This is a genomic window from Muriventricola aceti, assembly GCF_025567565.1.
GTDB classification, from domain to species: Bacteria; Bacillota; Clostridia; order Oscillospirales; family Oscillospiraceae; genus Lawsonibacter; species Lawsonibacter aceti.
Genome location: NZ_JAOQKF010000005.1, coordinates 98,575 through 117,652 on the forward strand (window position 1 = coordinate 98,575; position 19,078 = coordinate 117,652).

The following is a 19,078-nucleotide window of genomic DNA, read 5'->3' on the forward strand; positions in this document are numbered from 1 at the left end:
TCCCTATCTCGAGTCTACCGCGCCGTCCTCCACAATGTTGGAGAACTGAACATCTACCACGGTGCCCATGGCGGCTGTTTCTCCGCCCAGGATGCTCTGGTCACTGGCAGTCGTGGTATTACTATAGTACACAGACACGCCGGAGGCCCGCATAAAGAACCCGGCCTCCTCCAGCCGTTTCTTGGCGCCCTCATAGCTCATGCCCACCACATCTGGGACAGTACCGCTCTCCTCGGGCACCGCGTCCCCTAGGTATAGCACCACAGTGGAACCTCCTGGGACGCTGGCCCCGGCGGCAGGGAGTTGAGCGGTAATGCTCTCTCCCTCGCCCACTGTGCGGTACTTCAGGTTTTTCTTGTCTAACGCCTTTTTGGCATCGGCCACTGTCATACCGGTGACTTTGGGGGTATTTACATCCACGGCGGCGGACTCGTCGGCGTTGTACTTCTTCTCCACTCCCATATAGTCCAAGATCTGGGCGATCAGGGGGCCAGCTTTTGGGGCGGCCATATTGCCGCCGCTGATGTACACCCCTGTGGTGGATTCTTTGGGGTTAGTGGCGCTCTCCTGAGGTTTGTCGTAGGCCAGCAGGACGATGACCTGAGGGTCGTCAGCCGGAGCGAAGCCCATAAAGGACACGATAGTGCGCCCCGTCTCCCCTGTTTCCGAGGAGCCCGTCTTACCGCCGATGCGGTACCCCGCCACATAGGCGTTCCTGCCGGTCCCCTTGGACACCACCTGCTCCAGGATATCGGTGGCCCGCTGGCTGGTCTCCTGGCTGACCACTTGACGGACGACCTCGGTCTCCGTGTTCTGGACCACGGTGCCATCCTTCGTACTGATAGACTGGACCACATAGGGCTTTACCAGGTTACCGCCATTGATGACGGCCGCAAAGCCTCGAATCATCTGGAGGGGGGTGACGTTGAATCGCTGGCCGAAGGAGGCTACCGCCAGGTCAGTGGGAATCATGTCTTCCCGCTCCCAGACCACGCCCTTGCCCTCTCCAGGCAGGTCAATGCCTGTTTTTTCCTTCATGCCGAAGGCCTCGAAATAGTCGTAGAACAAATCGATGCCCAGCCGCTGACCGATGGCGATGAAGGCGGGGTTGCAGGAGTTGCCCACCGCCTCCGCCAGGGTCTGGGAACCGTGGCCAGTGACCTTGGAACAGTGAATCGTGTGATCGGCGATCTTCACGCTGCCGGAGCAGTAAAAGGTGTCGCTCTCACTCACCACCCCCTCCTCCAGGGCGGCGGCCAGCACCAGGGCTTTGAAGGTAGATCCCGGCTCATAGGTATCGTCGATGGCCTTACTCCGCCACTGGCTCATCACGGCCTGACTGTATGCCTGACTCTCTGCCTGTGCCATGAGCTCGGCGTCGGTCAGATTTTCCGGATTGTCCGCCTTCAACTGCTCGTAGATGGCCTGAGTGTTCTCATCCATCTTTCCATTCAGCATATCATCCAGAATTTTTGAGTAGTTATTGGGATCAAAGTCCGGGGAACTGGCAATCCCCAGGACAGCACCAGTGTTGGGGTCCATGGCAATGGCGAAGGCACCGTTGCGCACGTCATAGTCCTGGATGCCCTCCTCAATGGTTTTTTCCAGATAGGACTGGATGGTAGCGTCGATAGTCAGGGTCAAGTCATAGCCGTCAATGGCGTCCACGAAATCAGAGTATGCGTTGTACATCTGGGTGCCCGCTCCGGTCTTGGTGGTGACCACCCGGCCGGCGGTGCCCTCCAGCACGTCGTTGTACGCCGCCTCGATACCGTAGGCGCCCCCCTCGTCATTGACAAACCCCAGGGCCTGGGCAGCTAGGCCGGAGTAGGGGTAGTAGCGTTTGGTCCCGGGAGTAAGGTATAGGTAGGCGGAGGTCTTGTTCTCGGTGATGTATTCCCGGATGGCCTGGGCCTCCTCCTCCTCGATGTTCTTCTTGATCTCACGGTAGGAATACTTGGTGGCGTGCACCTGGGTATCTACTCTCTCCTCGTCCAGGCCGGGGACGAGAGCCATCAGGTCCCGGACCATCTGGTCCTGCTTGGCGGCCACCGCCGCCTCGTAAGCCGCCTGGTCCAGATTGCCCTCCTCATCGGTAAAGTCCTTTTTGGACACGCTCTTTTCCAGGTCGTTGGGGGATAAGATCAGGTTGTATACTGTGGCTGACATGGCCAGCACGTTGCCGTTTCGGTCGTAAATGTTCCCCCGGCTGGAGGATACAGACAGGTCCAGCGTCTGCTGCTTGGTGGCCAGCTGCTGGTAGTAGTCATGGTTGACAATGGCGATGTTCCACAGCTTCCAAAACAGAGGGATGAACATAAGCACACCGCACACCGCCATCAGGAAGACCGTGCGCCGGAATATAGACCGTTTGGAGTGGCTGCCCCGGGTCCCGCCGCCCGCGCTCTGGCGGCTTTTTCTCCCGTATTCCTCCCGCATAACGCTTCCCTCCTTTGCGGTAGAAGGGCGCAAGAAATATCCTTTCTTGCGCCCCTTGCTCTATCTTTCGTCTTTCATCTATATGGCCGGTTCAGCGGAAATATTCAATCATTTCTCCCAACACTGTGCCCGCTGCCTTCAGGGCGCCGACGATGCCTCCGGAAGCCTCCTGCTCACCGTAGACCACCACGGTATCCGGCTCGGACAAATCGATGTACTCTACCTGGTCGCTGGTGGGCCGCACCATGCTCTCTCCCACCGCGGCCTGGATCGTCTCCATATCAAAGACCTTTTCGTACTGGGCGGACAAGGTAGCGTTCTCTGTCTGGAGTGTAGTCAGCTGGTTTTGGAGGGATACCACCTCCCCATTTAGGGCGGTAAACTGGGCAAAGCTGGTAATGAGCAGGGCCGCAAAGACTGCCACCGCAATGAATCCCACCACCGCGAAGGGAGCCACCTGACCGGCCTCTCGGACCTGGACCTGGGTGCGGGTCAGCTGCTTGCGGCGGACGTGCTCCCGTGTCTTGGGCTGGGGACGGCGCTGAAGCTCCTCCTCCCTTCTGGGGGCACGGACGGCAGAGCCGTCATAGGCGGGGGCATAGGCCACGCTGCCATAGGTGTTATATACGGTTGTGCTGCGACGGCGGGCGGCCATAGCGCTCACTCCTTCTCTTTGGTAGGAAGCGGGCACGCCGGACGTGCCCTTTACAATTTTTCCGCCACCCGCAGCTTGGCGCTGCGGGAGCGGGGATTCTCCTCCAATTCCTGGGCAGAGGGGAGAATGGGTTTTTTATTCACCAGCCGGATGTCCGGCGTCTTGCCGCAGACGCAGACGGGAAAATCCGGCGGGCAGGTACATCCCCTGGCAAAACCGGCCAGGCTGGTCTTGACAATGCGGTCCTCCAGAGAGTGGAACGTAATCACCGCCAGCCTTCCCCCTCTGTTGAGATGGGAGACCGCCCCCTGGAGCATCCGGTCCACAGAAGACAGTTCGTCGTTGACCGCGATCCGAATGGCCTGAAAGGTCCGCTTCGCGGGGTGCTGTTTTTCTCTCAACGCCTTGGCGGGCATAGCGCTTTTGATGATGTCCACCAGCTCCAGAGTAGAGAGGATAGTCCTCTCCGTCCGGCGGCGGACGATAGCAGCGGCAATCTGAGGAGCGCAGCGTTCCTCACCGTACTGAAAGAGGATGCGCCGCAGCTCCTCCTGGCTCCAGGTGTTGACCACCTCCGCGGCGGTCAGCCCCTCAGACCGGTCCATCCGCATATCCAGGGGGGCGTCAGCCATGTAGGAGAACCCACGGGAGCTGTCATCCAGCTGCGGGGAGGACACCCCTAGATCAAAGAGCATCCCATCCACACCGGACAACTCCAGCTCCTCTACAATCTGGCCCACCCGGTCAAAGTTGCTGTGGACCAGGGTGACCTTATCCATGTATTCGTCCAGCCGCCGACCCGCAGACTCCAAGGCCGCCTCGTCCCGGTCCACACAGATGAGCCGCCCGGTATTCAATCTCTTTGCGATCTCCCGGCTGTGGCCTGCCCGGCCCAAGGTCCCGTCCAGATACACGCCGTCCGGGCGGATATTCAGCCCCTCAATGCACTCATTGAGCAGAACGGGGTAGTGGGTAAACTCACTCATATCAGAATCCCAGCTCCGCCATACAGACAGCCATCTTCTCCGGCGTCATTTCTTCCTCCTCCTGGGCATTCCAGGCATCGGCGGACCAGATTTCCGCCCGGTCATTGACTCCGATGATGACTACATCCTTCTCCAGGCCGGCATATTTGCGCAGCTTCTGGGGGATGACGATGCGCCCCTGGCTGTCCAGCTCGCACTTGGCGGCGTTGGCGAACAGCGGCCGCATGGCCTTGGACTGGCTCATTGGCAGGGAAGCGAATTTTTCAGTAAAGCGATCCCAGGTGGCTTGGGGATAGATGGCCAGGCAGGCGTCCACGCCCATAGCCAGGTAGAAGGTGACCCCCAGCTCCTCCCGGAGCTTGGCGGGGATGAACAGCCGCCCCTTAGCATCGATGCTGTGCTCGTATGTGCCGGTCATGTTCCTCACCTCTCCCCCACTTTAGTGGTTTATATAGGGATTTTACTCCACTTTACTCCACCTTGCCTTTTAGTATAAAAGGTGTTGACATAAAATGCAAGTCTTTTTTTCATGGTTTTTTATAGAAAAAACCGCCGCTTTCCTTCGAAATCGGCGGTTTCTTTACAAAAACATCTGTTCCATTTAGTTTACAATAACTTCCAGCCAGTCCAGTCCCATTGATATCTTGTGCCAATCTCTTCTGTCCATCGCAATATGTTGTGCTCGTTTTTCTTTTCTGACAAAAAAAGTCCGTCCGCACCCGGAACGGGCACGGACGGATCCATTGTCATCTCCGACAAACAGGGTTCAGTTGACTTCAGCCTCATCCTCCAGCCTCTCCAGCTCCTCCAATCGCTGGGCTACGGGGGACTCTAGCGCGCTCTGGCTACAGGATGTCTGCATATAGGCGGCCACAGCGGTGGTGCTCTTCTTCACCGGAGTGATGGTTCCCGCGCCGGCCACACAGCCGCCGGGACAGCCCATCCCTTCCAATAGATAGCCATTATACTTGCCGGCCTTAGCCATTGCCAACATCTTCCGGCACTCCCGCAGACCATCGGCGTGCTCCACCAGAACCTCTCTTTCGGGGTCCAGCTCCTTGATGGCAGCCTTGACCGCGGCGGCCACTCCCCCCGTCACCGCGAAGCCACGGCCAGCGCCAGTGGCTCGCATAAAGTCGTTCTCGGGATCGCCGGGCATCTTGCTGGGGTCCACGCCCTTAGCGTCGAACACGCCCTGCATCTCCTCAAAGGTGAGGACGAAGTCCACATAGCTTCGGATGGTACGCCGGGAGGCCTCCAGCTTCTTAGCGGCGCAGGGGCCAATGAATACCACACGGGCCTCGGGGTCCTCCTTTTTGATGAGCCGGGCCGTAAGCACCATGGGCGTCAGGGCCATGGAGATGTTGTCCTTGAACTGGGGGTACAGCTTTTTAGCCATCACAGACCAGGAGGGACAGCAGGAGGTGGCCAGGAAGGGGAGCTCGTCCGGCACCTTCTCCAAAAAGTCCTTGGCCTCCTCGATGGTGCACAGGTCGGCGCCCACCGCCACCTCCCGCACATCGGCAAAGCCCACCTGGAGCATAGCCTCCCGCATCTGGGCGGCGGACACATTCTCACCGAACTGGGTGACGAAGGCGGGGGCCACAGCGGCGACGACTCGATCCCCCCGCTTGATGGCCTGGATCATCTGGAAGATCTGGCTCTTGTCCGCGATGGCGCCGAAGGGGCAGTTGACCAGACACATTCCGCAGGATACGCACTTGTCATAGTCGATCTTGGCCCGGCCCAGCTCGTCAGAGCTAATGGCATCCATGCCGCAGGCCTCGGCGCAAGGCCGCTCAAACTTGATAATGGCGTTATAGGGGCACTGGTCCACGCACTTGCCGCACTTGATGCACTTCTCCTGGTCGATGACGCTCTTACCCTGGACCACCTTAATGGCATCCTTAGGACAGACTTCCCGACAGGGATGGGCCAGACAGCCCTGGCACATATTGCTCACCCGGACCTGCTTTGGGGGGCAGGCGTTGCAGGCAAAGGGAATAATGTTGATCAGCGGGGGCTCATAGTACTTCTCCGCCACCACGCTGTCCTCCAGATGGTCGATGGTAGGGGCGTATTCATTCAGATCCCGCAGAGGCAGGCCGATGGCCAGGCGCAGCCGCTCGCTGACGATGGCACGCTCCACCAAAATATTCTGGCGGTAACGGGCCACCTCGCCAGGGATGATCTTATGGGGCAGGCGTCTAAGCGTCTCCCCATAGTCGCCGCCCTCAAAGGACATCCTCGCCACCTCGGTAAAAACCTTGCGGCGAATGTCGTTGACTACGGTATGCACTCCTCGCATCCCAGTTTCCTCCTTAGAAAGATACAGATAAGATTCTTTTTCAATCGGTATCATACCACAATATCCTGTTGCTTGACAATGCCTCATCTGACAAGTATTCCCGTTTTTTGCAGGAAAAATTGTATTTTTGTGTGAAGGCTGGGATTTTCTAGGATGTGTTCTCTTTATTTGCAGAATTTAATTCAGAAATTGTCCAGTTTTTATAGGGGCCGGAGTAATCTTTTTCTTTGCGCGGCAGGTAAATCGTGTTATACTGAAAACAAGGAGCTTTGAGATATAGAAAGGAGTGATCAGGGGTGGCGATGCTGGATTGGGGACCTCTGGAACAGGCCTGTATGTCCTGTCAGAAATGCGCCCTGGCGGACACTAGGCACAACGTGGTCTTTGGGGCAGGTGTGCCAAACGCGGAAGTCATGTTTATCGGGGAGGGCCCTGGAGAGAACGAGGACTTGCAGGGCGAGCCCTTCGTAGGCCGGGGCGGGAAGCTGCTGGACGATATGCTGGAGCTCATCGACCTGGACCGGAAGAGGAACGTATACATCGCCAATATCGTCAAATGCCGCCCGCCCCAGAACCGTGACCCTCTCAACTCGGAGCAGGACGCCTGCATCGGCTATCTCCGCAACCAGGTCGCCCTGATTCGCCCCAAAATCATTGTGTGTCTGGGGCGCGTCGCCGCCATCCGTCTGATCAAGGAGGACTTTAAGATTTCAAAGGAGCACGGCCAGTGGTTCGAAAAGGCCGGCATCCATATGACCGCCCTGTTCCACCCGGCGGCCATCCTCCGGGACCCCCGGCGGCGGCCGGAAACATTTGAGGATTTAAAGGGCCTCCAGGCCAAGATCCAGGCGATCTGTGAACGGACCTATTGACGTTGTTCTGCCGGCAGCTGCTCTGCCGGCAGATTTTTTTCGATACTGTGAAACGCCGCCCCACCCCCAGCCGTACCTATAAGCAGAACCAAACGTACGAATGGTCTACACCCTACTGAAACAGAGAGGAGGAAGCTCCTTGGACGAAACAGGTCTGGTCCTGGCGCTGGCCCAGGGCGACCGCGCCGCGCTGGAGGATACCATCCGGCGGTATACCCATTATGTGGCCGCGGTAGCCGCCAGGGCCCTGGCCCCTGAGCCGCTGCGGGAGGATTTGGAGGAAGTGGTCTCCGACACCTTTCTCGCCCTGTGGCGCAGCCGGGAATCGCTGGACCCGGTCCGCTCCCTCCGGCCATGGCTGGCGGTGACCGCCCGGAATCTGGCCATCGACCGGGTCAGAAGGCGGCGGGAAACGGACGCCATTCCAGACCATCTTCCCGACAGCCGGCCGGGCCCCGAAGAGCTGGCGGAGCGGAACCAGCTCCACAGTCAGCTCCGGCGGCTGGTGGACGGCATGGAGGAGCCGGACCGGACTCTGTTCCGGCGCTATTACTTTGAGGAGGAGCCGCTGCACCAGGTGGCCAAAGAGCTGGGGCTGAACCAGGCCACTGCCCGGACCCGGCTGGCACGGGGACGGCATAAGCTGCGGGAGGCCCTGTGTGGGAAAGGAGGGACGCCCTGTGTCCAGTCACATTCATGAGCTGTGGAACGACTTAGGTCTGCCCGAGGAGTACCCCGAGCTGGACCCGGAAGCCATCCTCTCCCGTGTCGAGGCGGCGCTGGAGCAGGAAGAGGCGGCTTCCGCTCCGCCGGAAGGTCCAAGGCAGAACAGTATGAAGAAAAAAATGAAATGGGCGGTCCTGCTGGCCGCCACCCTGGCACTGACCACGGGGGCCGCCCTGGCGGCGGCCTACCAGATGGGGGTACTGGACCTGTTTTTCACACGGGGGGACGCCAGTGTGGTGGAGCCCTATGTACAGGACACCATCAAAAGCGTGGAAAACGAGGACTACCGCCTGACGGCGGACAGTATGCTCTATGACGGTCAAAACGTCTTTGTTGTTCTCACTGTGGAAGGGCTGAATCAGCAGGCTATCGACGACCTGATGAGCAACCGGGCCTTTGCCGAGGCCCACCGGGAGCCCTGGGGGGAGGATATGGTAAGCAGGCTGCTGGAGAGCGGCAGCACCGGCCCCGATGGGATCTCCTACGATCTTCGCACCCATTCGGGCAGTATGGGAATCCATGACCTCCCCAATCCCAGCGGCACCAGCCGTTCCTGGCAGATCGACATTCAGTTCGGCGAGTATGTCGGCCCTTTGGAGGAGCCTCTGAATGTATGGCTGGCCTTTATGGGCCGGGATTACGCCGTACGGCTGCCTATGGATTCTGTGGTGGAGCCCATCCGCGTCACCCCGGACCTGGAGGTCATCTCCAATGAGTTTCTGGGGCTCCGGGGCCGGTTGAAGGAGCTTATCCTCACCCCAGTGTCCTACTCCTACGAGTTGGAACGCCTCGGGGACTGGTCCTCCTACGCCGACTCTATCACTGACCTGGGCGTTGCCACCGACCTGTTCTATCTGAAGATGAAGGACGGCTCCACCCTGACTCTGGCACAGTTGGGAGACGTGAACCATCAGTTTGAACAGGTGGTGGACCTGACCCAGGTGGATTCCATCGTCTTTGACCAGTGGGAGTTCCCCGTGGACGGCTCCCCCGCCAGAGTGGCGGAACTGGACCCCCGTCTGCGGCCCTTCCTGATGGACCCGCCCAGCCCGGTCTATGACCTGGAGGGGCTGCGCCTGGGCCATCTGTCCCTCCGCCAGCTCTGCGAGAGGCTGGGAGCGGAGTATCGCTGGGACGAGGACAGCCAGACCGCCACCGCTCGGTACCGCGGGGTGACCATCACCGCCACAGCGGGCAGTTCCACCATCCTGGTGGACGGACAGCCTATTGAGGCCACCTACTACTCCACCAAAACAGACGAAAACGGCGACGAGATGTATCTCCCCAACCCCGCCGTCCCCGTCCCGGACGGGTGCGACCTGCTGGTGGGGCACCATCTCCTGGAGGACGCCTGGAACATCTGGTGCCTGGGATGCTGGAGCCACGATGTTTCTCCCGAGGGCTTCCAGTTCGACGCCTGGCTCATCATCCCCTGATCCTGCCGCTTGCGCCCCTGCCTGAATCCAGGCGGGGGCGCTGAGGCTTTCGAAAAAGTGGCAGAGCCACTTTTTCGAGAAAAGACGCACGCAGGATGGGCCTCGATTCCTTACGGAAAAGTCGGCCCACCTTGCGCGAGAAGTGTCATTTCCGACGCGCATGTCGTCGGAAATGACTGAATCAAAATTTATTCCGTCGCCTGCGGGTGCCGGAACTCCTTGCAGGAGGGCTTTTTCGACAAGCTGTGCGCCCCTGCCTGAATCCAGGCGGGGGCGCTCTTGACTTTATTTTGCCAGTTCCTTATACTAAAAACGAATTCTGGCGAAGAACGCCGTCCATCACCCGGCTTCGGCCGGAGAGAGAGAAGTGTCCGCCTTGCACAACACCGCTCATCCGTCCGTCGGGCTGGAGCGTCCCCCCTCCCGCCTGCCTGTTTTAGATGACTTCAATGCCCTGTGCTGCCTGCTGGTCATCATGATCCACGTCATGTCTCTAGGCATCACCGACGCCGACCCCACCTCCTGGCAGGGGGCGGTGGTCTTTGTCCCCTGGCTTCTCAGCCGGTGTGCTGTCCCCGGCTTTCTGTTCAGCGGCGGGATGAAGATGGGGCTGGAGCTGGCGAGGGACACCCTGTCCCCCTACGGGCCCTATATCCTGCGCCGGGCCAAAAAGGTCTATTTCCCCTACCTCTTTTGGACTTTGTTCTACTATCTCTGCTTTCTGCCCATCGGCTATGTGCGGGGCAGTCTGGCAGAGCTGGGAAATTATTTATGGTTCGGCTCCCTGTCGGCCCAGTTCTATTATGTACTGGTGGTCATGCAGCTCTATCTCCTGCGCCCCCTGTGGCGGCAGCTGGTCCGGCGTGTGGGCTGGCTGGCCGGCTGTGCGGGCGCCCTGGTGGTCATGCTGGCCGCTCTCTGGCTCCAGGGCGCGGCCGCCCGGGCCCTTCCCTGGTTCGCGCCCTATCAGGGCAAGCTGTTCATTACCTATCTGTTCTATTGGGTGGCCGGTCTGTACGCCGGCTATCTCCGGCCGGAGCGCCCGGCCCCGACCCGCCGGCTGTGGGCCATCCTGGGCTCAGGGCTGGTGGTGCTGACCTATCTGGGCCTGTGCTATCTGGAATTTTCCGCCGGGGTGGTATTTTTTAACCTGGAGCTGATGAAGCCCCTCTCCAACCTCCTGTCCATTTACCTGCTGATGGAGCTGTGCGCCGCCTTGAAGAACTGCGGCCCTCTGCTCCGGCGGTTCCTCAACTGGCTGTACCAGGCCTCTCTCTTTGTGTTCTTTGTCCACTGCCTGGTGCTGACCTACGCCACCGCTATCCTGCAGAAGCTGGGCGTCCACTCCCTCTCTCTGCTGCTAATTGGCCGTCTAGTTGCCGCCTATTTGGGCTCCTTCCTTCTCTATTGGCTCTGGAACCGGCTGCGGCAGACGATTCACCCCCGCTGATTTTGTTCATAAACGAAAAAGAGCGCGGACAGGGTTTCTGTCCGCGCTCTTTATTAACGTCCATCTCACCTGGCCTTGGTTTCTCGCTGGAATTCCTCCATACAGGCGCTCTGGAGTAAATGGAATCGTTCCCGATCCCTGCCACCCACAGGGATGCCGTCGATGGACTCCACTCCCATGCACAGGGCGCTGGAGCTGGTGACAATGGCCTCGTCCGCGTTCATCAGCTCCACCATGGAGAAGGGTTCCTCCACCACCGGGACACCGTTCTCTTTCGCCAGGGCAATCAGATGCTTCCGGGCGATACCGGGGAGGATGAGCTCATCTGTGGGGGCGGTGCGCAGCACTCCGTCCTTCAGCATGGAGATATTGCTGTGGGCGCACTCGGTGACTCGGCTGCCTCGATGGAGCACAGCTTCGTCACATCCCCGCTCCGCCGCCCGCTGGCTGGCCAGTACGCTTGGGATCAGATTCAGTGTCTTGATATGACACAGCTTGTACCGGTTATCCTCTAGGGAGATAAGCCGATAGGGCTGATTCAGGTCCTTCATCCTGTGGGGCCGCACATAGGCCAGCAAAGTGGGGGCCACCTCTGCCGGAGGGAAGGCGTGCCCTCTGGGGGCTACGCCCCGGGACACCTGCCAGTACAAGAAGTGGTAGGGGGCCTCCTCCGCCGCTTCGATGACCTTCTGCAGCTCGGCCCGCACCTGGTCCCGCTCCATCCGGAAGGGGATCTCCAGCAGCCGGAGGCTGTTATACATCCGGTCCAGATGGTCCTCCAGCGCGAAGGGGACGCGGTTAGCCACACAGGCGGCCTCATAGATGCCGTCGCCGAAGTAGAGGGCCCGGTCCCCCATGGGCACCTTCATCTCCTCCAGAGGGCCAATTTCTCCGTTGTAATAACCGACGTTCTTCCACATATCACTTGGCTCCTTTCCTATTTTCTTTCAACCGATCCGTCCTGTAACCGTCCAGCTTCAGTGCCACCCAGGCGCACAGTGTTCCGATCAAAGCCCCAGCCAGCACATCCGTGGGATAGTGGACTCCCACATACAGCCGGGACAGCCCCATCAGGACCGCCAGCAGTACAGCCCCGATCCGTCCCCAGCGCCAGGGCAGGGTCTTGGCCCAAGCCACCCCGGCCGCAAAGGCGGCACAGGTATGTCCGGAGGGGAAGGAATGGGGGTCGTTTTCCACCACCAGGGGAAGGATGGGCAGGTCCAGCCAGGGGCGGGTCCGCTCCACCAGCGGCTTTATGGTCACATTGGTAACCAGCAGTCCCAGCACCATAGCTGTCAGCGCCAGGGCCCCCGCCCGCCGGGTAGGCCGCCAGCACAGCATGGAAAGGGACAGTACGATCCACATCAGCCCGGCGTTGCCAAGCTGGGTGTAGAAGGCCACGACGGGGTCCAGCCAGTCCAAGCGCAGGTCCTGAATGGCCAGCAGCAGCGAGGCATCCAAATTCAATAAGGCTTCCAGCATTCTCGTTTCCTTTCCAGACGGAGCCCCTGCCACCCCCGGCTCCGCCAGCCAGAGGGGGGGCAGGAAAAACCGCCCGCTTGACGGTATCTCCCTCTCCATACTATAATAGGTAAAAAGGTTTCATAAGTCAATGTCATTTTACCGGGAGGTCTCCTCTTTGAAGCAGATCCTATGTCTATCCAACGAGCCCTGGAGCACCTCTCCGGGCCGGACCCAGCAGCTCCTCTCCCGGCTGCGGGACACACAGATCTTATATTTCGCTCCCCCTGCCGGCAGACGGGACCGGAGCTTTCGGCAGAAGGGGCAGAAGGTGCGCCCCAACGTGACGGTCTACACCCTTCCCCCCACCCTATTCCCGGTGTCGGAGCAGTATTCCCGGCTGTTCCTGCGCAACCAGAGGAAGCTGGGCCGATTCATCGCCGACAAGGCCGCCCGCCACCGTTTCCAATCACCCCTGCTGTGGACCACCAGTCCAGAGCATGTCCACCTGCTGGACCACCTGGAATATGACGGGCTTGTCTACGACTGCGACCGGGATTGGGAGGAGCTGCCCCCACTGTGGGAGGGCGCCCTGGCCAACAACGCCGACATAGTCTTCGCCGCCTCCCCCCTGCTGGCCGACCGGCTGTCCCCCTGCAGCTCTAACATCGCTCAACTGCCCAACGGGGTCAACTACCCCATGTTCTCCGGCGAGGGGGGCTCTATTCAGTCGGACCCTCTGCCCCAGGTCCACGGCCCGGTGCTGGGCTGGGCCGGGGTCATCCACCGGGAACTCGATCTGTCCCCCATCCTTTACGCCGCCAGGGAGCGGCCTGGCTGGACCTTCCTGCTGCTGGGCCGGCAGGAGGACAATCCCCTCCTTCCTCGACTCAGGCGGCAGCCCAACGTGGCGCTGGCCGGCCCCTGCCCTCTCAATGAGGTACCCGACTGGCTGTTCCGCTGCGATGTGCTGTTGGAGCTGCTGCGGGAGGACCGGCCGGACAGCGATGTGATCTCTGGTCGATTGTATGAGTACCTGTCTACCGGGAAGCCCATCGTGTCTATGCTGTGGCCCGAGCAGGTAGAGATCTTCCCCGACGTGGTCTACGGAGCCCATGACGAGCGGGAGTTCCTCACCCTCTGTCAGCACGCCTTGGAGGAGGCCCCCGGCTTCGTCTCTCAGCGCCGCCAGAGCTACGGCGCGGCGGCGGCCTGGTCCCTCCGAGCCGCTGCGGTATCCCGTATTTTGGACACTGCCGGCCTGCTGTGAGCAGAGGATGCCAACTTTTTTGTCCCGTATTTCGCAATTCCTTGTACAAGCCTACGAAATTCATTCCCTCTCTTGCAAAGCCCGCGTTTTTTCGATAAAATGGAACCCTAATGGATGGAAGGGGGCTTAGTCATGGGCTTTATCCGGGTGTTTTCTCCTAGGTTCGTCACTGGCTACGGCCCCAATCTGCCCAAGGCCGAACACTAACATTCTATCAGGCTATCTGTACCCGCAGATAGCCTGAATCTTTTTTGACAAAGGAGAGGTTTTGATGAAAAAAGTCGCTGTCATCATGGGCTCGGATTCCGACTGGCCGGTGGTGAAGGGAGCCTGTGAGCAGCTCCAGAGCTTTGGCATCCCCTTCGAGGCCCATATCCTCAGCGCCCACCGCACCCCCGCCGCTGCCGCCGACTTTGCCAAAAGCGCCCGTAAAAACGGCTTCGGTGTCCTCATCTGTGCCGCCGGCATGGCGGCCCACCTGGCCGGGGCCTTTGCGGGCAACTCCACCCTGCCGGTCATCGGCATCCCCATGAAGGGGGGCGCTATGGACGGGCTGGACGCCCTGCTCGCCACCGTCCAGATGCCCAGCGGCATTCCTGTGGCCACTGTGGCCATCAACGGGGCTAAGAACGCCGCTGTACTGGCCGCCCAGATTTTGTCTGTCTCCGACGACGAGCTGGCCGCCCGGCTGGACCAGGCGAGGGAGAGCATGGCCGCCCAGATCGCCGAAAAGGAGAAGAAGCTCCAGGCCGAGCTGGGGTAGTAAGAGGCAGCCCGCTCACTGTGGAGGCGCGTCATGAAGAAGTCGATTCCTATCTGCTTCATTGGCGCTGCTCTCGGCGCCCTGTCCGCCCTGATCTCCCATCTGCAGAAGGTCTTTTACTGCTGCATCGCCCTGTGGTCCATCCCCGCGGGCATGGATATTTTCTTCGCCGCCCTCTTTACGGCTGTCTGTGCCGTGGCCATGGCCGCTCTCTATCTCCCCCTTGGGAGGGGACGGTATGGCGGGGTACTGCTCCTGTGGATCCTCTCCACCCCCCTCTGGGGAATGCTGTTCCCCACCCCGAATGAGATCTACCGGGCCGTCTTTCAGACAGAGGCCTCTCTGGGCGGTGGAGGCGGATTCTCCCTCCTCTTTGTTTCGTTGTGCTCCTTTTTTGTCTATATCCCCGTTTTCCTTTTCGCCTGTTCCATTTTTTATCCCAAATACACTCAGCATCCATTTCAATTTCATACATGGAGGAATGTCATCATGGAAAAGAAGCTTGTTTACACTGGTAAGACCAAGGACGTGTTTGCTCTGGACAACGGCAACTACCTGCTGAAGTTCAAGGACGACTGCACCGGCAAGGACGGCGTGTTCGATCCCGGCGAAAACTCTGTGGGCCTGACCATCGATGGCGTGGGCGACGTGAACCTTCGGATGTCCATTTATTTCTTTGAAAAAATCAACGCTGCCGGCATCCCCACCCACTATGTGTCCGCCGACCTGAAGAACACCACCATGGAGGTCAAGCCTGCCAAGGTGTTTGGCCACGGGCTGGAGGTCATCTGCCGCCACAAGGCAGTGGGCTCCTTCCTCCGCCGCTATGGGGAGTACATCGCCGAGGGTGCCGACCTGCCCGCCTATGTGGAAACTACCTTTAAGAATGACGCCCTGGGCGATCCCCTGGTCACCAAGGACGGTCTGGTCGCTCTGGGTGTCATGACCGAGGAGCAGTACGACGCCATCAAGGAGGAGACTCAGAAGATCACCCAAATCGTGGCCGACGACCTGAAGGAGAAGGGCATGGTCCTGTACGACATCAAGTTCGAGTTCGGCTACGACGCGGACGGCAAGGTTATGCTCATCGACGAGGTGGCCTCCGGCAATATGCGGGTCTACAAGGACGGCAAGTACATCGATCCCATGACCCTGTCCAAGCTGTTCTTCGCCTAAATCGTGGACGTCGGTATCATTGGCGGGCAGGACGGCCCCACCGCCATTCTTATCAGCAGCAGCCCCATCGCGTTGCCTTTCATGCTGCTGATCCTTGCGGGACTGGTTGGAGCTGCCTGGTTTTTCCTGCACAAACGCAAAAAGTAAGGAGCAAATAAATGGGTGGTTTTTTTGGGGCCGTTTCCAAGCGGGACGTGACCCTTGATATCTTTTTCGGAGTGGACTACCACTCCCATCTGGGTACCCGCCGGGGCGGTATGTTGATCCATGACCCCCAGGACGGATTCCAGCGCCAGATCCACTCCATCGAGAACACCCCCTTCCGCACCAAGTTCGAGAAGGATCTGTCTGACTTCCACGGTTGCAGCGGCATCGGCTGCATCAGCGATACCGATCCTCAGCCCCTGCTGGTCCGATCCCACTTAGGCCTGTACGCCATCACCACCGTGGGCATCATCAACAATGCCGAGGAGCTAATCCAGCAGTATTTCTCCGACCACGGACATCAGTTTATGGCCATGAGCTCCGGCAAGGTCAACGCTACCGAGCTGACCGCGGCCCTCATCAACCAGAAAGATGATCTGGTGTCCGGTATCCTCCACGCCCAGGACGAAATCAAGGGCTCCATGACCCTGCTCGTCCTCACCGACAAGGGGGAGATCATCGCCGCCCGGGACAAGTTGGGCCGGCTGCCGGTCCTGGTGGGCCAGAACCAGGAGGGCTGTTGTGTGTCCTTCGAGTCCTTCGCCTACCATAAGCTGGGTTATGCCGACGCCTATGAGCTGGGGCCGAGAGAGATCGTGCGTATTACGGCTGACGGGTATGAAACCCTGTCCCCCGCCGGCGAGGAGATGAAGATCTGCGCCTTTTTGTGGACCTACTACGGCTACCCCAACTCCAACTATGAGGGGAAAAATGTGGAGGTCATGCGCTATCAGAATGGCGAGATTATGGCCCGGGATGAGGTTCTCCACGGTCTTCTCCCCAAGGTGGACTATGTGGCCGGTGTGCCCGACTCCGGCGTGCCCCACGCCATCGGCTATGCCAACCGCAGCGGCAAGCCATTTGCCCGCCCCTTTGTCAAGTATACCCCCACCTGGCCCCGTTCCTTTATGCCCACCAACCAGGACGTTCGGAATCAGGTGGCCAAGATGAAGCAGATTCCGGTACCCGAGCTCATTGAGGGCAAGAAACTGCTCTTCGTGGACGACTCCATCGTCCGGGGAACCCAGCTCCGGGAAACGGTGGAATTTCTCTATGAGTCCGGGGCGGAGGAGGTCCATATGCGCTCCGCCTGCCCCCCCATTATGTACAGCTGCAAATACCTCAACTTCTCCCGTGGCAACTCGGACATGGACCTGTTGGCCCGCCGTACGGTCCAGGAGCTGGAGGGGGACGAGGGCCAGCTCCACCTGGAGGAGTACTCTGACGCCCGCACTGAACGAGGCCAGTGCATGCTCAAGGCCATCTGTGAGAAGCTCGGTTTTGACTCTCTCGGCTACCAGTCTCTGGATGGCCTGCTGGAGGCCATCGGTCTGGACCGGGACAAGGTGTGTACTTACTGCTGGAGCGGCAAAGAATAGGCGTCAGCACGCCATCCCAACCGGAATGTGAAGTCAGAATGGCTCCGGTCCTGCCGGGCTGAACTCCACTGTTCCGTCTGGGGCGCACTCCACAATTCCTGACTTTTAAGTTCTAATTTGATCTGGAGGTCTGAAGATGAAAAACTCCCACTCCGCTTCCTATGCCGCCGCCGGCGTAGACGTCACCGCTGGCTATGAGGCTGTTCAGCGCATCAAGCCTATGGTGGAATCCACTTATATTCCCGGTGTCATGGGTACTCTGGGCGGCTTCGGCGGTATGTTTGCCCCCGACATGGCCGGCATGAAAAAACCAGTGCTGGTGTCTGGCACCGACGGCGTGGGCACCAAACTGCGGCTGGCCATGCTGCTGAACAAGCATGACACCATCGGCATCGACTGCGTGGCTATGTGCGTCAACGACATCATCTGCGGCGGCGCCTCTCCCCTGTTTTTCCTGGACTACATCGCCTGTGGCCGGAATGACCCCGCCCGTATTGCCGAGATCGTCGCCGGCATCGCCGAGGGCTGCCGCCAGTCTGAGTGCGCCCTGGTGGGCGGCGAGACCGCTGAACACCCCGGCGTCATGCCCGACGAGGACTATGACCTGGCCGGCTTCTCTGTGGGCATCGTGGACGAGGAAAATATCATTGACGGCAAGCGCCTGTCCACCGGCGACGTGCTCATCGGACTTGGCTCCACCGGCGTCCACTCCAACGGGTTCTCTCTGGTCCGCAAGGTGCTGGATGTGGAGCACACTGACCTGACCTCCCCCATGGAGGAGCTGGGCGGCCGGAGCCTGGGCGAGACTTTGTTGGCCCCCACCCGCATCTATGTCAAGGCGGTCAAGGCTCTGCTGAAGGCCGGAGTAGATATTCACGCCATCAGTCATATTACCGGCGGCGGGTTCTACGAGAACGTGCCCCGAATGATGACGGACGGCCTCACCGCCCGCATTGATCTCAAGACCTTCCCCAAGCTGCCCATCTTTGATCTGATCCAGCGGAAGGGAAACATCCCGGAGCGGGATATGTACAACACCTTCAACATGGGCCTGGGCATGATCCTGGCCATCCCCGCTGTTCAGGCGGAGCGGGCTCTCTCCACTCTGACGGATGCGGGCGAGAATGCCTATCAGGTCGGCTCTGTGGTTTCTGGCAGCGACGGTGTGGAGTTAGTCAAATGAAAAATATCGCGGTTTTGGTATCCGGGGGCGGCACCAATCTCCAGGCCCTCATCGACGCCCAGGGGCGGGGTGAGCTGATCAACGGTCGAATCACCGCTGTCATTTCCTCCACCCCCAGCGCCTATGCCCTGGAGCGGGCCAAGGCCGCCGGCATCCCCGGCTATGTGGCGGCCCGAAAGGACTACCCCTCCAGCCAGGCCATGACTGCGGCCCTGGTAGACAAGCTGAAGGGATTGGATATCGACCTGGTGGTATTGGCCGGCTTTATGGTCATTCTGACTGGCGAGATGGTCCGCGCCTTCCCCAACGCCATCCTCAATGTCCATCCCGCCCTCATCCCTTCCTTCGCCGGCCCAGGGTGCTACGGCCTCCATGTCCATGAGAAGGCCCTGGAGTATGGGGTCAAGCTGTCCGGCGCCACTGTCCACTTTGTCAGTGAGGAGTGCGATGGCGGCCCCATCGTCTCTCAAAAGGCGGTGGAGGTCCTCCCCGACGACACGCCGGAGGTACTCCAGCGGCGCATCATGGAGCAGTGCGAGTGGCAGCTGCTCCCCCAAGCCGTGTCCCTGTTCTGTCAGGACCGGCTAAAGGTGGAGGGGCGGACCGTCCGTGTTTTGGAGCATCCAGAACACGGAACGCGGAACGCAGAATGAATTTGCTTTTCTTACCCTTTTTTGCTACAATGTAACTGTGCGATATGACTGACGGTAAGTGGAAATGACCACGGGGAGTATCGCGTAATACAAGGCCGACCGTCTGGGCGCACCAAT

General features: G+C 59.8%; 17 protein-coding genes and 1 riboswitch. Of the genes, 10 read left to right on the forward strand and 7 right to left on the reverse strand.

Going from position 1 to position 19,078, the window contains the following annotated elements; translation table 11 throughout:
• Positions 1 to 3: 3 nt before the first annotated feature.
• The 5 genes from OCV64_RS07175 to OCV64_RS07195 all read right to left on the reverse strand — a co-directional run bounded on the left by OCV64_RS07175 (position 4) and on the right by OCV64_RS07195 (position 6,388).
• Entirely contained in the window at positions 4 to 2,439 is a 2,436-nt protein-coding gene (locus OCV64_RS07175; RefSeq protein ID WP_147571545.1) for a penicillin-binding transpeptidase domain-containing protein, read from the reverse strand.
• Positions 2,440 to 2,530: 91 nt separating this feature from the next.
• A complete protein-coding gene (locus tag OCV64_RS07180) occupies positions 2,531 to 3,094 on the reverse strand; it encodes a hypothetical protein (protein WP_147571547.1) in 564 nt (187 codons plus the stop codon).
• 50 nt (positions 3,095 to 3,144) lie between these two features.
• Positions 3,145 to 4,080 (reverse strand): 16S rRNA (cytosine(1402)-N(4))-methyltransferase RsmH, encoded by a 936-nt coding sequence (gene rsmH / locus OCV64_RS07185; RefSeq protein ID WP_262669692.1) that lies wholly within the window; start codon positions 4,078 to 4,080, stop codon positions 3,145 to 3,147.
• Position 4,081: 1 nt separating this feature from the next.
• Positions 4,082 to 4,498: a division/cell wall cluster transcriptional repressor MraZ gene (gene mraZ, locus OCV64_RS07190; protein WP_262669693.1), complete on the reverse strand. Its 417-nt coding sequence runs from the start codon at positions 4,496 to 4,498 to the stop codon at positions 4,082 to 4,084.
• 348 nt (positions 4,499 to 4,846) lie between these two features.
• Complete coding sequence (locus tag OCV64_RS07195; protein WP_147571553.1) at positions 4,847 to 6,388, reverse strand: 4Fe-4S dicluster domain-containing protein; 1,542 nt, start codon at positions 6,386 to 6,388, stop codon at positions 4,847 to 4,849.
• A gap of 302 nt (positions 6,389 to 6,690) precedes the next feature.
• On the opposite strand from OCV64_RS07195, the gene OCV64_RS07200 reads away from it, so the two are divergent.
• The 4 genes from OCV64_RS07200 (at position 6,691) to OCV64_RS07215 (ending at position 10,872) form a co-directional block, all read left to right on the forward strand.
• Entirely contained in the window at positions 6,691 to 7,260 is a 570-nt protein-coding gene (locus OCV64_RS07200; protein ID WP_147571706.1) for a uracil-DNA glycosylase, read from the forward strand.
• A 139-nt stretch (positions 7,261 to 7,399) separates the two neighbouring features.
• Positions 7,400 to 7,960, forward strand: a complete 561-nt coding sequence (locus OCV64_RS07205; RefSeq protein WP_186851924.1) for an RNA polymerase sigma factor — start codon at positions 7,400 to 7,402, stop codon at positions 7,958 to 7,960.
• Positions 7,941 to 9,422, forward strand: a complete 1,482-nt coding sequence (locus tag OCV64_RS07210; protein WP_262669694.1) for a stalk domain-containing protein — start codon at positions 7,941 to 7,943, stop codon at positions 9,420 to 9,422. Before OCV64_RS07205 ends, OCV64_RS07210 begins: the two co-directional genes overlap by 20 nt.
• Before the next feature lie 367 nt (positions 9,423 to 9,789).
• Positions 9,790 to 10,872, forward strand: coding sequence for an acyltransferase (locus OCV64_RS07215; protein WP_262669695.1), 1,083 nt, complete (start codon positions 9,790 to 9,792; stop codon positions 10,870 to 10,872).
• A gap of 65 nt (positions 10,873 to 10,937) precedes the next feature.
• Here the strand turns inward: OCV64_RS07215 and OCV64_RS07220 are convergent, their stop codons facing one another.
• Positions 10,938 to 11,792, reverse strand: coding sequence for an aminotransferase class IV (locus tag OCV64_RS07220; RefSeq protein ID WP_186851921.1), 855 nt, complete (start codon positions 11,790 to 11,792; stop codon positions 10,938 to 10,940).
• Position 11,793: 1 nt separating this feature from the next.
• Positions 11,794 to 12,354 carry a phosphatase PAP2 family protein gene (locus OCV64_RS07225; protein ID WP_147571563.1) on the reverse strand — a complete coding sequence of 187 codons (561 nt, stop codon included), beginning with the start codon at positions 12,352 to 12,354 and terminating at the stop codon, positions 11,794 to 11,796.
• A gap of 157 nt (positions 12,355 to 12,511) precedes the next feature.
• Between OCV64_RS07225 and OCV64_RS07230 the strand changes: the two genes are divergently transcribed.
• The 6 genes from OCV64_RS07230 to purN all read left to right on the forward strand — a co-directional run bounded on the left by OCV64_RS07230 (position 12,512) and on the right by purN (position 18,961).
• Entirely contained in the window at positions 12,512 to 13,603 is a 1,092-nt protein-coding gene (locus tag OCV64_RS07230) for a glycosyltransferase family protein (RefSeq protein WP_262669696.1), read from the forward strand.
• A gap of 268 nt (positions 13,604 to 13,871) precedes the next feature.
• Complete coding sequence (purE, locus tag OCV64_RS07235; protein WP_262669697.1) at positions 13,872 to 14,366, forward strand: 5-(carboxyamino)imidazole ribonucleotide mutase; 495 nt, start codon at positions 13,872 to 13,874, stop codon at positions 14,364 to 14,366.
• A gap of 33 nt (positions 14,367 to 14,399) precedes the next feature.
• Positions 14,400 to 15,542 (forward strand): phosphoribosylaminoimidazolesuccinocarboxamide synthase, encoded by a 1,143-nt coding sequence (locus tag OCV64_RS16180; RefSeq protein ID WP_394803823.1) that lies wholly within the window; start codon positions 14,400 to 14,402, stop codon positions 15,540 to 15,542.
• Between the two features lie 158 nt (positions 15,543 to 15,700).
• Complete coding sequence (locus tag OCV64_RS07245; RefSeq protein ID WP_147571569.1) at positions 15,701 to 17,125, forward strand: amidophosphoribosyltransferase; 1,425 nt, start codon at positions 15,701 to 15,703, stop codon at positions 17,123 to 17,125.
• A gap of 136 nt (positions 17,126 to 17,261) precedes the next feature.
• A complete protein-coding gene (purM, locus tag OCV64_RS07250; RefSeq protein WP_147571571.1) occupies positions 17,262 to 18,308 on the forward strand; it encodes a phosphoribosylformylglycinamidine cyclo-ligase in 1,047 nt (348 codons plus the stop codon).
• Entirely contained in the window at positions 18,305 to 18,961 is a 657-nt protein-coding gene (gene purN / locus OCV64_RS07255) for a phosphoribosylglycinamide formyltransferase (RefSeq protein ID WP_240288280.1), read from the forward strand. The genes purM and purN overlap by 4 nt, the downstream gene beginning before the upstream one ends.
• Positions 18,962 to 18,995: 34 nt before the next feature.
• A riboswitch (ZMP/ZTP riboswitch) is annotated at positions 18,996 to 19,077 on the forward strand.
• The last annotated feature ends 1 nt before the right edge of the window (position 19,078 follow it).

Coding starts and splice junctions, on each gene's coding strand:
- OCV64_RS07175 (WP_147571545.1), bottom strand. CDS start 2,439: ATGCGGGAGGAATACGGGAGAAAAAGCCGCCAGAGCGCGGGCGGCGGG.
- rsmH (WP_262669692.1), bottom strand. CDS start 4,080: ATGAGTGAGTTTACCCACTACCCCGTTCTGCTCAATGAGTGCATTGAG.
- OCV64_RS07180 (WP_147571547.1), bottom strand. CDS start 3,094: ATGGCCGCCCGCCGTCGCAGCACAACCGTATATAACACCTATGGCAGC.
- OCV64_RS07200 (WP_147571706.1), top strand. CDS start 6,691: ATGCTGGATTGGGGACCTCTGGAACAGGCCTGTATGTCCTGTCAGAAA.
- OCV64_RS07225 (WP_147571563.1), bottom strand. CDS start 12,354: ATGCTGGAAGCCTTATTGAATTTGGATGCCTCGCTGCTGCTGGCCATT.
- mraZ (WP_262669693.1), bottom strand. CDS start 4,498: ATGACCGGCACATACGAGCACAGCATCGATGCTAAGGGGCGGCTGTTC.
- purN (WP_240288280.1), top strand. CDS start 18,305: ATGAAAAATATCGCGGTTTTGGTATCCGGGGGCGGCACCAATCTCCAG.
- OCV64_RS07245 (WP_147571569.1), top strand. CDS start 15,701: ATGGGTGGTTTTTTTGGGGCCGTTTCCAAGCGGGACGTGACCCTTGAT.
- OCV64_RS07195 (WP_147571553.1), bottom strand. CDS start 6,388: ATGCGAGGAGTGCATACCGTAGTCAACGACATTCGCCGCAAGGTTTTT.
- OCV64_RS07220 (WP_186851921.1), bottom strand. CDS start 11,792: ATGTGGAAGAACGTCGGTTATTACAACGGAGAAATTGGCCCTCTGGAG.
- purM (WP_147571571.1), top strand. CDS start 17,262: ATGAAAAACTCCCACTCCGCTTCCTATGCCGCCGCCGGCGTAGACGTC.
- OCV64_RS16180 (WP_394803823.1), top strand. CDS start 14,400: ATGAAGAAGTCGATTCCTATCTGCTTCATTGGCGCTGCTCTCGGCGCC.